Raw genomic sequence first — 12,864 nt, 5'->3', positions numbered from 1 at the left:
GGTTCTGCGTTTTTCTTATTCTTCGAAATGTTCTTGATAAACATCATCAACCGTTTGATTTGGGTCGATCACGATATACAGACTCTTCGTTTTTTCACTGATTTTTGTTGATTGGTATACATTATCCAATCCTTCCGTATCTTTGTCCTTGTATGGGAAATAAACAAGATCCGGTGTACCGTTACGGTAAAGAATTTCCATCCGTTCAATATCTTCATATTTCAACGCACGAGCAAACATCCCTAATTCAAGTCCGCCTAAGTTGATGTCATGTGTTGCCACATGATCGCCTTCTTGGAAGATTTCAATTTTGAACCCAGCACATGGATGAATCTCAACGAATTCGCTTCCGTGGATACGGCCAAAACTGGTCGTGATTTGTTTGATCCATAAGTCACCGATGTAACGGCGCTCGATCGTCCATGTTTCTCCATTACGGAAATAAAATTTTAAAGCTTTCATTTCTCTAGCCATGACAAAACGCTCCTTTTTATTAATAATACATTTTAATTCTAACACATAGTCGCTACTGGGACACAAATTAACTTTGGTTTTCGTTGACTTTTTTCATAAACCGAGAGATTTCCACCGCCGCTCGTTGATGAGTCCCTTTGGCAATGAGTTGTTGCGCCCCATCGGTCACCTGATAATCAAACTGGAATCCTTGTTCTTTTTCCCATTGTATAAGAACTGTGATTGTCGCTCCGACTGGCGAAGGTTTCAAATGATCGATCGAAAACTTTGTACCAACGGTGGTAAACCCTTTATCTAAAGTAGGCTCAAGGGCTTCCCAACAGGTGTTTTCCACCATTGCGACCAGTCGAGGGGTTGCTAAAACCGCTAAACCGCCAGAACCCAAAACAGCCGCAGTGTCTTGAAGGTCAACGAGAAAGTCTTTTTTGCTTTCCATTCTTCAGTTATCCCTCCTTCGCTAAATATGCTTGAGCAAACGCCAATAGTGCTTCTTTTTCATTAGGGATTTTTCGTGTGATGACTGCAGCTTCGGCAGCGGCCAAGACTTCTTTGAGCCACGGACCAGAAGAACGATCAACTGTCTGCAGTAAATCACGTCCATTGATCGCCAGCTCCTTCAGTGAATGGATCGGTAGCTGCTGATAGCGCTGACTGATTTTTGCTGGATCATTGGGCAGCTTGTCATAACGCAATAATCCTTCAGCTAAACAGGTTGCTTCTAAACCGAACTGATACAACAGCAGATCGTTCCATTCGCCGTTTCGACGCATTAGCAGTGCTTGATAGACCGTTTGTACTTGGCGGATGCAGTCATTCGAACATTTCCAAGCTTTTAAAAAGCTGCGGACTGCCTCAGGAGCTAAACCGATTTGGTCAATGAGCAATACCCAAGCCGTCGTTTCGTTTTCTAATGGGATCGCTGGCAGGTCTGCCATCCGCAGTAACGCCTCACCGTATTCCCGCAAGCATGGGCAATAGATATAGCATTCGGTTTCTACTAGCGCCCGCAGTGCTTGGTTCCGATGATTGCCTAACAGCAATTTCACGAATTCAATCATGATCCGTTCAACAGAGATTTTCCCCAACAAGGCATGATTCGCATGGATAGCAGCCAATGTTTCTGTTTCTAAAACAAAGCCCAATTGACTGACAAAACGCAGCCCCCGCATCATTCGTAGGGCATCCTCATGGAAACGTTCCTGCGGGTGACCCACTGCTCGTAAAATCTGATTGTCGATATCTGCCAGACCATCGAAAAGATCAATGATGACCCCATCTTCTTGAAGTGCCAATGCATTGATGGTAAAATCCCGCCGCTTTAGATCTTCTTTCAAGGACCTGACAAAATCAACTTTGTCAGGTCTGCGATAATCCTGATAGGCGGCTTCGGTTCGAAAGGTGGTAATCTCATATTGCGCCTGTTCCCACAAGACCAGCACCGTCCCATGCTCGATACCAATGTCAATGGTTCGAGGAAAAAGCGCCTTGATTTCGGCTGGAAACGCACTGGTAGCAATATCGACATCATGGATCGGCTGGCCTAAAATCGTATCCCGCACGCTGCCGCCAACAAAGTATGCTTCATAGCCCGCGGCTTCGATTTTTTTTAGGAGTGGCGCAGCTTCTGCAAATTCTTTTGGTAATTTAGTCAGCTTCATGTACTTTCCCATCTTTTCTTTCAAAACGATACGCATCCCGCTGATTGAATTTTGCCATATTTTCCTCAAACACTTCAGTCAGGTCGATGTCTAGTGAATTGGCCATGATCATCGTCACAAAGAGTACATCGCCCAGTTCTTCTGCCACGGTCTTTTCAACTTCATCGCTTTTTTTATTTTTTTCCCCGTAATAGTGATTTACTTCTCGCGCCAATTCGCCAACTTCTTCAGTCAAACGAGCCATTTGGGCGAGGGGGCTGAAATAGCCAGTTTTAAATTGTTGAATATAGGCGTCGACTTCTTCTTGCATCGATGCCAAGGAACGTTTATCTGTCATCTTCTTCACCCTTTCTCGTTTATCTTACCAAAAGAATGGCTGCCTGCCTAGATAGAGCCCCCTCAGGATTTGTTGTACATTCAATGATTTCGTGCTACATTGATACTTGTGGAAGTTGAATAACGGAGGAAACAGGATGCGGGCATTTTTTTCATGGCGAACGATTCGCGACATTGTTTTGATTATTTTCGGTACGAGTATTTATGGCTTCGGTCTAGTCTATTTAAATATCCCAAATGACTTAGCAGAAGGCGGTGTGACAGGGATCACCTTGATCCTGCGAGCCTTATGGGGAATCAATCCTGCCATTAGTACATTGATCTTAAATATTCCGATCATTTTGATCGGTGGCAAAATTCTTGGTCGACGCTCATTAGTGTATACGATTTTAGGAACCTTTGGTTTGTCTTTTTGGTTGGCATTTTGGCAGAGTGTTCCCCTGTTGATCGATCTACAGCATGATCTACTGATCGTCGCACTCTTGGCTGGTTTGATTGCAGGGATCGGTAGTGGGATCGTCTACAAAGTCGGTGGAACAACAGGTGGCGTCGATGTACTGGCGCGCATTTTAGAGAAAAACTTTGGGGTGACGATCGGGCGGTCGCTTTTGATCTTTGATGTGTTCGTCCTGTTGCTTTCTTTGACCTATATAGATTTGAACCGCATGATGTATACCTTGATTTTTTCTTATGTCTTCACTCGTGTGATCGATTCGATCTTAGACGGCGGCTATTCAGCCAAAGGGATTTTAGTGATCAGCAATCACAGCGAAGAGATAGCTCCTGTTTTAATGGATGAATTGGAACGCGGTGTCACGTTTTTACAGGGCGAAGGGGCTTACTCAAGAGTATCGAAACAAATCATTTATATGGTGGTCAGCGGACGGGAGATTTCTGAAGTCAAGCGCATTGTTCATGACTTTGATCCGCAAGCGTTTGTTTCTGTCATCAATGTCCATGAAGTCGAAGGCGAAGGCTTTACCTACTTAAGACCTAAGTCACGGTTCTTACAGCGCAAAGCAGCGGTCTCTAAAACAAAATAAAGACTAAAAAAGCAGTCCCGGTTAAAGGACTGCTTTTTTATTTGTCAGCGGCTTTCTTCTTTTTGTTGGAGCAAGTGCCGATTTACTTCATCGGAAAGTTCCAAGAAGGCATCACGATCCCCATTTTCCAATGCTAGATCGATCTGCCGATACAAGGTATCAATTTTGGTTTTTGCTTCTTCTTTTTCAAGGTACTGGGTAACATGTTGGGTCATTTCTTGATCCAAGTGGTCGTTCCAACGTTCATAAGGATTGTCTTCTAAAACTGCTAAATAAAAGGATTGCGACCAAGAATCTGGAAAGAGACATTCAAGATACAAGGGTTGTTTCCAATTCATGCGAATCTCGTGAAAAATCTGATCAATGTCATAAAAGGTCTGTCCTTCGATACTCAAGACAAAGGGTTCGCCTCCAACTTCCGTACTGCGGACACTTAAGCCCCGTTTGGCTGCGGCTGCCCCTTCTACAAAATGAACATTGGCCAAGATCGCTTCATGGTTCGCCAGATAGTTTAACACCCAAGAGACTTCTCGGCGGCTGAAGGAAACGGTCGAAACTAACCAATTAAGAAACTTTTTCTTTTCTTGTACATTGATGTTCATTTCTCTCACCTATCTTTCTAATAAGTCCTCCACGATCGACTGTACTTCTAAATCACCTGGTTCGTGTGCCAAATAATGTTGTAGCAAATGAAGAGCTTCAGGTAAACGCCCTTCTTCACGTAAGAAAATGCCGTATTCCTTCATAAACGCCGGTTCATGGTGCAAATCAGCATTGGCTTCTTCGTAATATTTTGCTGCTTTGTCAAAATCTTCTAACGCATTGAAGGCTTGCGCTAGATTCCATAAAGCGTGAGGCTGTTCATTGTCTTCCATTCGCTCGATCGCCAAGATCGCTTCTTGCCAACGCTCTTCATTCAAGTATAAATTACTTAAAGTCAGTAATGTATCCTCTTCTTTTTCACCAGTTTCCAGTGCTTTAAGTAAAAATGACTCGGCTGCTTCACTGTCATGAAGTCGGTAAGCATTCTCGGCAGCAAAATGATAGAAATCCACTTGATATGGATCTTCATGAATCCCTTCTTCGATCACACGTTGCGCTTCTTCCAGCTGTTCTTCTTCTTGCAGTGCTTCAGCCAAATAAAGATACAAGGCCCGGTATTGGGGATTCATGACCCGCAACTGCTGCAAGTAGCGAATCGCTTGTTCATTTTCCTTCAGCTGCAAATAGACTAAAGCCGTTTGAAAGAGACGCTCGTCCGTCTGTTCGTCTTCTAAGCTTGCTTCAAAATATTCCAACGCCTCTTCAAACTTACCTGCCATACTCAATGAAGTTCCGGTCCGTTCAACGATCGAAATCCCCGAAATATCCGTAATATCTTCTTCCAGCAATCCTTGATAAAGGTCAACAGCTTCTTGATAGCGATCCGTTGAAAAAGCTAACTCAGCTAAGGCAAAACGAATCAAGGGTTCCTCTGGCACAAGGCTTTGCGCTTCTTTTAATTTGGCTTCGCTGACTTCCGGAATACCGATCAGTTGATAGAGATCCGCACTCAATAACAAGGCTTGCAGATAAGCTTCACTCGTTGGTAGTATTTGATCGATATAGGTGAAGGCTGTTTCAATCTGGTCTTCTTCCATCGCAATTTCCGCTAAAGGAAGCAGCAAAGCTTCATTTTCAGGATGCCGCTGCTGCAAGGTTTCAAATAACGTTTTCGCCTCTTCTAAAAAACCGATCTGCAGTAATTCATCGCCTAAAGCGCCAAGTGTCTCATCATCATCTTTTTGCAGTGCTTCGGTAAAATTCAATTGTGCTTCAGCCAACTCTTCTGCGGCTAGTGCTTTTAACATTTTTTCACTATAAGTTTCCATTTAGACCCCTCGAATCTCATTGATTAATCGCTGATAAGTCTCCATCGTCTGGACAAGATCTTTCTCCTCGATTTCCGTTCTGCCCCCTATTGTACCAACTTTTGCCAAAAATAACAGTTTTTTTTCTTTTTGCTGCAATTCTAGTACACGGCTGAAATATTCGCTTAAGGAAAAAGACTCGGGCAATTCGATAGGAAAGCCTAATCGTGCAAGCCATTGGCAAAATACTGGCAGATCGACAGTCAACTGCTGCTGCTGGACTGTCCAAATAAAATGAAACAAAAAGCCAAAGAACAATTTCATCGCATCAGACAGCAAGTGACCATTTTCTGTTTGATAAGCAGCATCGGCAAAGAGTTGCCCAAACTCCTCTAATTCGCGTCCCGACTGCTGATACAATTGGATCAGCTGATTGGTATAAGCTGCCAACGAGTGTCTCATCAATGCCTGATGACTGGGGTACGTTCGATAAAGTTCCTTTAAAAAATCGCTATCGGCAAGCACGCCACCACGGATCAGGGTCAAAAAGTCGACAAGTTTCCCATCGATTTGCTTTTCGGCAATCGTCTGATCGAAAATAACAAATTGTGGTGCATTAGGATTTTCCAGCATCGGGATATCTGGCTTTTTCACAACGATCGCTGTTTCTTTGACACTTTTGGCTAAGGCCCGCAAGGAAACAGGAATCAACCAAAGCTGTGTCGATAGGACCGAAGTCGCATGGATAAAACTGCTCAGTGCCAATACACCTTCATTCCCAAACCCGACGATCAACAAGGACTCTTGCTTTGAAAAGCGACCGAAGAAATCCATTGCGGCCTTAAATTCACTAAAGTTGTTGCAATACATTTGGTTGGTACAAATATACCAATTGACCTCGCGCGGCAAAAACAGGCGGGTTACTTTTTCTGAAAAGCGGTCATAATAACGCTGATTCGTCAAAATGATCACCTGCTGCGGCTCGATCGACTGTCCTTTCATGACCGATGCCAATGTTTCCCCGTAAGAGATCTGGGTTTCTTGCTCATTTCTGTAAAAAACAGCTTCCATCGGCTCACTCCTTTGTTGCTACTACTTACTATTATAGCAAGAAGCCGCTGAAACACCTACTAAATCGCTAACCATTAGGAAGTATTTTCGCCGATTTGTCCCATGATTCTATGCCAAAAAGCAAAAAACATGGTTTCCTGTATTACAAAGGAAACCATGTTTTTTTCTAAACCAAAAGCGAGTAAAGTGATTGATTTTGCTGAAGGTTGATGTAGCCTTGATCAAACTGTTCAATTCGTGACAGTAATGCGGGTAGATCGTTTTTTTGTTTCAACAAGATTCCCAGCATTACTGGTCCTGTTCCACGATTGATTTTTTTCGTATATTCAAACCTCGTGATATCATCATCAGGCCCTAATACATGGCTAACAAATTCCTTCAACGCACCGGGACGTTGTGGGAAATTGACGATAAAATAATGTTTCAATCCTTGATAAATCAGTGATTTCTCTTCGATCTCTGCCATGCGGGAACTATCATTGTTACCACCACTCACAATACAGACGACCGTCTTGCCTTTGATTTGCTCTTTGATCTCATCCAGGGCTGCCACGCTCAAGGCACCAGCTGGTTCAGCGACGATCGCTTGTTTGCTGTATAATTCTAGAATCGTTTGGCAGATTGCACCTTCTTCCACCGTTACCAATTGATCCACATAGCGTTTGGCATGGGCATAGGTCTGAGCTCCGACTTGTTTGACTGCCGCACCATCGACAAAGGTTTCAATATGCTCTAAAGCCACCGGTCCTTGGTGATCAAAGGCTGCTTGCATCGAGGCGGCCCCTACAGGTTCTGCTCCAACAACTTTTATATTTGGCTGCTTTTCTTTCAAATAGGCTGCGGTCCCGCTGATCAAACCACCGCCACCAATGGCAGCCACCACTAAATCGATCGATACTTGTTTTTTTTCAGCATCCGCCAACATTTCCACGGCTACTGTTCCTTGTCCTGCGATAATATTGGGATCATCAAAAGGAGCAATGAAAGCCATTTGCTTTTCTTTTGCAAATTGTTTGGCAGCCTGCGCCGCCGCATCAAAGGTATCTCCCACCAATTCGATTTTGACGTAGTCTCCGCCGAAAAAGAGAACTTGCGCGATTTTTTGTTGCGGCGTCGTTGTTGGCATGAAAATGACCGCATGGATCTGCTGTTCTTGGCAGGTATAAGCAACGCCTTGGGCATGATTTCCGGCACTGGCACAGACGACGCCACGACTGGTCTGCACAGGATCTGCTTGGGTGATCGCATAGTAGGCACCTCGTAATTTGAAGGAGCGGACTTTTTGCAAGTCCTCTCGCTTCAACAAAACCGTCGCTTGGTATTTTTCAGATAAAAAGCGATCATACTGCAGCGGTGTATGACTAACTGCTCCCCGCAGTCGTTCATATGCTTGTTCGATTGCAGAAACTGTCACCAACAAACGCGCCACCTCTAATCTTTCGCAACAAACGGCATCATTTTCCGTAACTCGCTGCCGACTTTTTCAATTTGATGGTTGCCGTTTTCTTCACGCATTTTATAGAATTCAGGGAAGCCATTTTGATTGTCTTCAATGAATCCTTTCGCGAATTGACCATTTTGGATATCTGTCAATACGGCTTTCATGTTTTCTTTGGCTTGTGCGGTGATCACCCGAGCACCGGAAACGTAGTCGCCATACTCTGCCGTATTCGAGATCGAATGGCGCATTTTTTTGAATCCTCCTTCATAAATCAAGTCAACGATCAGTTTCAATTCATGACAAACTTCAAAATACGCCAATTCCGGTTGGTACCCGGCTTCTACCAATGTTTCAAAGCCAGCTTCGATCATGCTGGTCAAACCGCCACAAAGTACGGCTTGTTCCCCGAAAAGATCGGTCTCGGTCTCTTCTTTAAAGGTCGTTTCCAAAACGCCGACCCGTGTGGCACCAATGCCTTTTGCATAAGATAAAGCTGTCGCTTGTGCGTTGCCAGTCGCATCTTGATAGACTGCAAACAAGGCTGGCACCGCAAACCCTTCGGTAAAGGTTCGACGCACCAAGTGGCCCGGTCCTTTAGGCGCAACTAGGAACACATCCACCTCTTCTGGCGGCGCGATCACATCAAAATGAATATTAAAACCATGCGCAAATGCTAATGCATTGCCGGCAGAAAGATTCGGTTCGATCTCATTTTTATACAACGATCCTTGGATCTCATCGGGTGCCAAGATCATGACTACGTCCGCTTTTTGAGTGGCTTCGGCTACTGGAAAGACTTCAAATCCGTCGTTTCTTGCAGCTTCTGCTGACTTTCCTTCACGAATGCCGATAAAGACTTCATGACCTGTGTCCCGTAAATTTTGCGCATGAGCGTGCCCTTGAGAGCCGTAGCCGACGATCGCAATCTTCTTGTCTCCTAGATTATCTGTAACTTCCTCGTTGTAATATACTTTTACCATACTTGTTTCCTCCGAATTCTTTCTTTATTTTAAGCAATTCAAAATTGCACTTACCCTCTTGTAAAGCCAGTGACACCCGTTCGTGCCAACTGTTTGATCCCGTAGGGACGCAAAACTTCGATGCATGCTTCTACCTTTTTCGTATCACCGGCAACTTGCACAACGATCGTTTTCAGTGCGACATCGACAATGTGCGCTCGAAACGGATCAATCACTGCTTGGATCTCCGAGCGGCTAGTGGTTGGTGCATTGACTTTGATCAGCACCAGCTCTCGTTCGATATGAGGAACTTCTGTAATATCAGAAACCTTCAAGACATCTATTTGTTTATTTAAATGCTTGGTCACTTGTTCTGTTTCTGCCAAATCATTCACGTTGACAATGATCGTCATTCGTGAAAACTCTGGCCGTTCCGTTGTGCCGACAGAAATACTCTCGATATTGACCTGCCGGCGGTTTAAGACACTCGTGATGCGGCTCAAAACACCTGCTTCATTATGGACGATTGCTGCTAATACCCGTTTCATCCCCTTAGACCCCCATCATTTCATGATTGGCTTTCCCCGGTGGGATCATCGGCAACACATGCTCTGAGGGCGAGACCATTACTTCGATCAGTTGCGGCCCCGTATGTGCAAAAGCTTCCGCTAGCATAGCAGAAAGCTGAGTGGGTTCATCGATCCGACAGCCTTCGATGCCATAAGCTTGTGCTAGTTTAACAAAATCAGGTTGCTGTGCAAAAACAGAGGCAGAGCGTCGTTTGCCATGAAATGTTTCTTGCCATTGGCGGACCATTCCTAACGAACGATTATTCAACAAAACAAATTTGACATTCAAGCCATACTCATTCAAAATAGCAAATTCCTGGTTTGTCATTTGGAACCCGCCATCGCCAACAAACACCACGACCATTTTTTCTGGATGAGCAAATTGGACGCCAATTCCCGCAGGGATACCATAGCCCATCGTGCCTAGTCCGCCACTGGTGATCAACTGCTTAGGAAAGCGAAACGGATAATACTGCGCGACCCACATTTGATGCTGCCCAACATCGGTGATGACGTAAGCCTCTCCTTTGGTCAAACGCCCTACTTCTTCGATGACTTTTTGCGGTTTGATTTCTTGTGCTTGAGTGCGATCATAGCGATAAGGTTTTTCCGTCTTCCGTGTTTGGCATAGATCCGACCAGGCAGACCACGTTCCTCTAGTTGGCGGATACCGTAGCATCTGTTGCAAAGCAGCCTTGGCATCGCCGACGATTGGGATCTTTGTCTCTACAATCTTGCCAATCTCCACCGGGTCGATGTCGATATGAGCAACGATGGCCTGCTTGCCGAACTGACTGCCGGCAGTCGCTAAGCGATCATCGAAGCGAGAGCCGATATTGATAATCAAATCGGCTTCTGATAAAGCCATGTTCGCCGCATACGTTCCATGCATACCGCCCATGCCCAAGAAAAATTGATGATCATTTGGCAGTAAGCCTAAGCCGAGCAACGTTGTGACTGTCGGCAACTTGTACTTGGCAATAAATGCATTTAATTCAGCCGCAGCTTCAGCCGCGATCACGCCTGCACCAGCCAGTACCACTGGTCGCTGTGCTTTTTCTAAAACGTGCATCAATTTTTCAATTTGCAGACGGGAAGGCTCTGCATTCGGTTGATAACTTTTCCTTGTGATCGGCAATGAGCAGGTTTCAGCGGTTTCTTGCAATGTAATATCTTTCGGAAGGTCGATCACAACAGGTCCCTTACGCCCAGTTGAAGCGATGTGAAAGGCTTCAGCGATCACTTTCGGTAAGTCATCCACACAACGGACTTGGTAATTGTGTTTCGTGATCGGCAACGTGATACCTAGAATATCCGCTTCTTGAAAAGCGTCTTTGCCAATTCCTGGTACGGCCACTTGCCCCGTGATAACCACCAACGGTACGGAATCACTCATGGCATCGGCAATGCCAGTAACGACATTCGTAGCACCCGGACCACTTGTCACTAAAACAACCCCTACATTGCCAGTAGCTTTGGCATAGCCTTCAGCGGCGTGAATCGCGCCTTGCTCGTGACGCGTCAAAATATTCGGAATCGCGGCATCATATAATTGGTCATATAACGGTAAGACGGCGCCACCCGGGTAGCCAAAGATCATTTCGACGCCTTGCTCTTGCAAGCTGTCCACTAACACTTGTGCGCCAGTCCTTAGATGCGATGCTTGATAGTCGATGTTTTCCATTGCTACTCCTCCTCATCAGGTACTCGCATAATCCCGCCCGTATTCGCAGAGGTCACTAAAGCGGTATAACGTGCAAGCCATCCTTTTTTTACTTTTGAACGAAACTTCGGTCGTTCTTGCGCACGCTTGGCAAGCTCTTCTTCTGAAACTTGCAGATTTAGCGTTCGATTTGGCAAATCAATAATGATCTCATCGCCATCGTTGACTAGTCCTAATGGACCACCGGCTGCAGCTTCCGGAGAAATATGTCCAACTGCGATCCCCCGCGTCGCTCCTGAAAAGCGGCCGTCTGTAATCAAGGCGACATCTTTGCCTAACCCACGACCAACGATACTTGAGGTAGGCGCCAGCATTTCCGGCATTCCCGGCCCCCCTTTCGGGCCTTCATAGCGGATCACTACAACATGTCCTTTTTGTACGGTATGATTGTCGATTGCTGCGACTGCTTCATCATGAGAATCAAAACAGATCGCTTTCCCTTTGAACACTTGGACACTTGGATCGACCCCGCCAACTTTGATGACACTGCCTTCTGGGGCGATGTTTCCGTACAAGATCGATAGACCGCCAACTGGACTATACGGGTTTTCTTTCGGATGGATGACTTCTTCGTTGTGGATCTTCGCTTCAGCGACATTTTCTCGTAACGTCTTACCGGTAACAGTCGGTCGATCGGGATGAATCGCTCCTTCGATATCACATAGCTCCCGAATGATTGCTGAAACCCCACCGGCTTCATGGACATCATGCATCGAATAGGCTGATGATGGCGCGATTTTTGAGAGATAAGGCACTCTTTTAGCGATTTCATTGACCCGTCTTAAGTCATAATCGATCTCTGCTTCATTGGCGATCGCTAAGGTATGCAGCACTGTGTTGGTGGAACCCCCCATCGCCATGTCTAAAGCGAAGGCATCATCGATAGCTTCTTTGGTCACGATGTCTCGAGGTTTCACTTGTTTTTCAACAAGATCCATCAACTTAAAGGCGGCTTGTCTAACTAGTTCTCGTCGTTCTTCAGACACGGCGAGGATCGTACCATTGCCTGGCATTGCCAATCCTAAGATTTCTAAGAGGCAATTCATCGAATTGGCAGTAAACATCCCTGCGCAGGAGCCGCAAGTCGGACAGGCATTTTGTTCCATAAACTCAAAATCTTCTTTTGTCATATTACCCGTCTTGTACGTCCCAACGGCTTCAAACATGGAAGATAAGGTTATTTGATGTCCCCGAGGATCAATGCCGGCTTTCATAGGACCACCGGAACAAAAAATTCCTGGTACGTTGGTCCGCATGGCTGCTAAGATCATGCCAGGAGTGATCTTGTCACAATTTGGGATATAAAATACGCCGTCAAACCAGTGGGCATTGATGACGGTTTCTGCAGAATCAGCGATCAATTCTCGGCTAGGTAGCGAATATCGCATACCGATATGTCCCATCGCAATGCCATCATCTACGCCGATTGTATTGAACTCGAAAGGGATGCCGCCAGCTTCACGAATCGCTTCTTTTGCGATATCTGCTAACTCCCGTAAATGCACATGCCCAGGCACGATATCGATATAGGAATTACATATCGCAATAAATGGCTTGTTCATATCATGGATATTTTTAACTTGTCCTGTGGCATAGAGCAGACTCCTAGCTGGCGCTGCATCGATCCCTTTTTTAATTTGATCACTTCTCACACTCATCATCTCCTGCATTTTGGAATAAAAAAAAGCATCCCGGTTATAAAAAACTGGGATGCTTTGCCAGAATCCCATTTTACTTACG

General features: G+C 45.3%; 13 protein-coding genes. 1 reads left to right on the top strand and 12 read right to left on the bottom strand.

Annotated features, from left to right (window positions below):
- Positions 1–15: 15 nt before the first annotated feature.
- The 4 genes from IGK85_RS05285 to IGK85_RS05270 all read right to left on the bottom strand — a co-directional run bounded on the left by IGK85_RS05285 (position 16) and on the right by IGK85_RS05270 (position 2,469).
- Entirely contained in the window at positions 16–474 is a 459-nt protein-coding gene (locus IGK85_RS05285) for a hypothetical protein (protein ID WP_008381061.1), read from the bottom strand.
- A gap of 67 nt (positions 475–541) precedes the next feature.
- Entirely contained in the window at positions 542–910 is a 369-nt protein-coding gene (locus IGK85_RS05280) for a thioesterase family protein (RefSeq protein ID WP_008381059.1), read from the bottom strand.
- 7 nt (positions 911–917) lie between these two features.
- Positions 918–2,132: a CCA tRNA nucleotidyltransferase gene (locus IGK85_RS05275; RefSeq protein ID WP_008381057.1), complete on the bottom strand. Its 1,215-nt coding sequence runs from the start codon at positions 2,130–2,132 to the stop codon at positions 918–920.
- Positions 2,119–2,469 carry a nucleotide pyrophosphohydrolase gene (locus IGK85_RS05270; RefSeq protein WP_008381054.1) on the bottom strand — a complete coding sequence of 117 codons (351 nt, stop codon included), beginning with the start codon at positions 2,467–2,469 and terminating at the stop codon, positions 2,119–2,121. The genes IGK85_RS05275 and IGK85_RS05270 overlap by 14 nt, the downstream gene beginning before the upstream one ends.
- A 136-nt stretch (positions 2,470–2,605) precedes the next feature.
- Between IGK85_RS05270 and IGK85_RS05265 the strand changes: the two genes are divergently transcribed.
- Positions 2,606–3,511, top strand: a complete 906-nt coding sequence (locus IGK85_RS05265; RefSeq protein ID WP_005237068.1) for a YitT family protein — start codon at positions 2,606–2,608, stop codon at positions 3,509–3,511.
- A 44-nt stretch (positions 3,512–3,555) separates the two neighbouring features.
- Here IGK85_RS05265 and IGK85_RS05260 read toward each other — a convergent pair whose 3' ends face one another.
- From IGK85_RS05260 to ilvD, 8 genes are all read right to left on the bottom strand, one after another.
- A complete protein-coding gene (locus tag IGK85_RS05260) occupies positions 3,556–4,113 on the bottom strand; it encodes a YpiB family protein (RefSeq protein WP_008381051.1) in 558 nt (185 codons plus the stop codon).
- Between the two features lie 9 nt (positions 4,114–4,122).
- Positions 4,123–5,382 (bottom strand): tetratricopeptide repeat protein, encoded by a 1,260-nt coding sequence (locus tag IGK85_RS05255; protein ID WP_008381050.1) that lies wholly within the window; start codon positions 5,380–5,382, stop codon positions 4,123–4,125.
- Positions 5,383–6,432, bottom strand: a complete 1,050-nt coding sequence (locus tag IGK85_RS05250) for a hypothetical protein (protein ID WP_008381049.1) — start codon at positions 6,430–6,432, stop codon at positions 5,383–5,385.
- A 166-nt stretch (positions 6,433–6,598) separates the two neighbouring features.
- The gene (gene ilvA / locus IGK85_RS05245; protein WP_035007051.1) at positions 6,599–7,852 is read right to left on the bottom strand and encodes a threonine ammonia-lyase IlvA; all 1,254 of its coding nucleotides are present in this window, start codon (positions 7,850–7,852) and stop codon (positions 6,599–6,601) included.
- Positions 7,853–7,863: 11 nt separating this feature from the next.
- Positions 7,864–8,853 carry a ketol-acid reductoisomerase gene (ilvC, locus tag IGK85_RS05240; RefSeq protein WP_008381047.1) on the bottom strand — a complete coding sequence of 330 codons (990 nt, stop codon included), beginning with the start codon at positions 8,851–8,853 and terminating at the stop codon, positions 7,864–7,866.
- Between the two features lie 50 nt (positions 8,854–8,903).
- Positions 8,904–9,380: an acetolactate synthase small subunit gene (ilvN, locus tag IGK85_RS05235; protein WP_005229349.1), complete on the bottom strand. Its 477-nt coding sequence runs from the start codon at positions 9,378–9,380 to the stop codon at positions 8,904–8,906.
- Between the two features lie 4 nt (positions 9,381–9,384).
- Entirely contained in the window at positions 9,385–11,085 is a 1,701-nt protein-coding gene (gene ilvB, locus IGK85_RS05230) for a biosynthetic-type acetolactate synthase large subunit (protein WP_086316991.1), read from the bottom strand.
- A gap of 2 nt (positions 11,086–11,087) precedes the next feature.
- Complete coding sequence (ilvD, locus tag IGK85_RS05225) at positions 11,088–12,776, bottom strand: dihydroxy-acid dehydratase (protein ID WP_008381045.1); 1,689 nt, start codon at positions 12,774–12,776, stop codon at positions 11,088–11,090.
- Positions 12,777–12,864 lie beyond the last annotated feature (88 nt).

This window comes from Enterococcus sp. AZ015, from assembly GCF_050499225.1.
Taxonomy (GTDB): Bacteria; Bacillota; Bacilli; order Lactobacillales; family Enterococcaceae; genus Enterococcus_D; species Enterococcus_D entomosocium.
This window is presented reverse-complemented; position numbering and strand designations above follow the sequence as displayed.

What these genes read in the sequence shown, in the direction of transcription:
- IGK85_RS05285 (WP_008381061.1), bottom strand. Translation starts at nt 474, where the DNA reads ATGGCTAGAGAAATGAAAGCTTTAAAATTTTATTTCCGTAATGGAGAA.
- IGK85_RS05280 (WP_008381059.1), bottom strand. Translation starts at nt 910, where the DNA reads ATGGAAAGCAAAAAAGACTTTCTCGTTGACCTTCAAGACACTGCGGCT.
- IGK85_RS05275 (WP_008381057.1), bottom strand. Translation starts at nt 2,132, where the DNA reads ATGAAGCTGACTAAATTACCAAAAGAATTTGCAGAAGCTGCGCCACTC.
- IGK85_RS05270 (WP_008381054.1), bottom strand. Translation starts at nt 2,469, where the DNA reads ATGACAGATAAACGTTCCTTGGCATCGATGCAAGAAGAAGTCGACGCC.
- IGK85_RS05265 (WP_005237068.1), top strand. Translation starts at nt 2,606, where the DNA reads ATGCGGGCATTTTTTTCATGGCGAACGATTCGCGACATTGTTTTGATT.
- IGK85_RS05260 (WP_008381051.1), bottom strand. Translation starts at nt 4,113, where the DNA reads ATGAACATCAATGTACAAGAAAAGAAAAAGTTTCTTAATTGGTTAGTT.
- IGK85_RS05255 (WP_008381050.1), bottom strand. Translation starts at nt 5,382, where the DNA reads ATGGAAACTTATAGTGAAAAAATGTTAAAAGCACTAGCCGCAGAAGAG.
- IGK85_RS05250 (WP_008381049.1), bottom strand. Translation starts at nt 6,432, where the DNA reads ATGGAAGCTGTTTTTTACAGAAATGAGCAAGAAACCCAGATCTCTTAC.
- ilvC (WP_008381047.1), bottom strand. Translation starts at nt 8,853, where the DNA reads ATGGTAAAAGTATATTACAACGAGGAAGTTACAGATAATCTAGGAGAC.
- ilvN (WP_005229349.1), bottom strand. Translation starts at nt 9,380, where the DNA reads ATGAAACGGGTATTAGCAGCAATCGTCCATAATGAAGCAGGTGTTTTG.
- ilvB (WP_086316991.1), bottom strand. Translation starts at nt 11,085, where the DNA reads ATGGAAAACATCGACTATCAAGCATCGCATCTAAGGACTGGCGCACAA.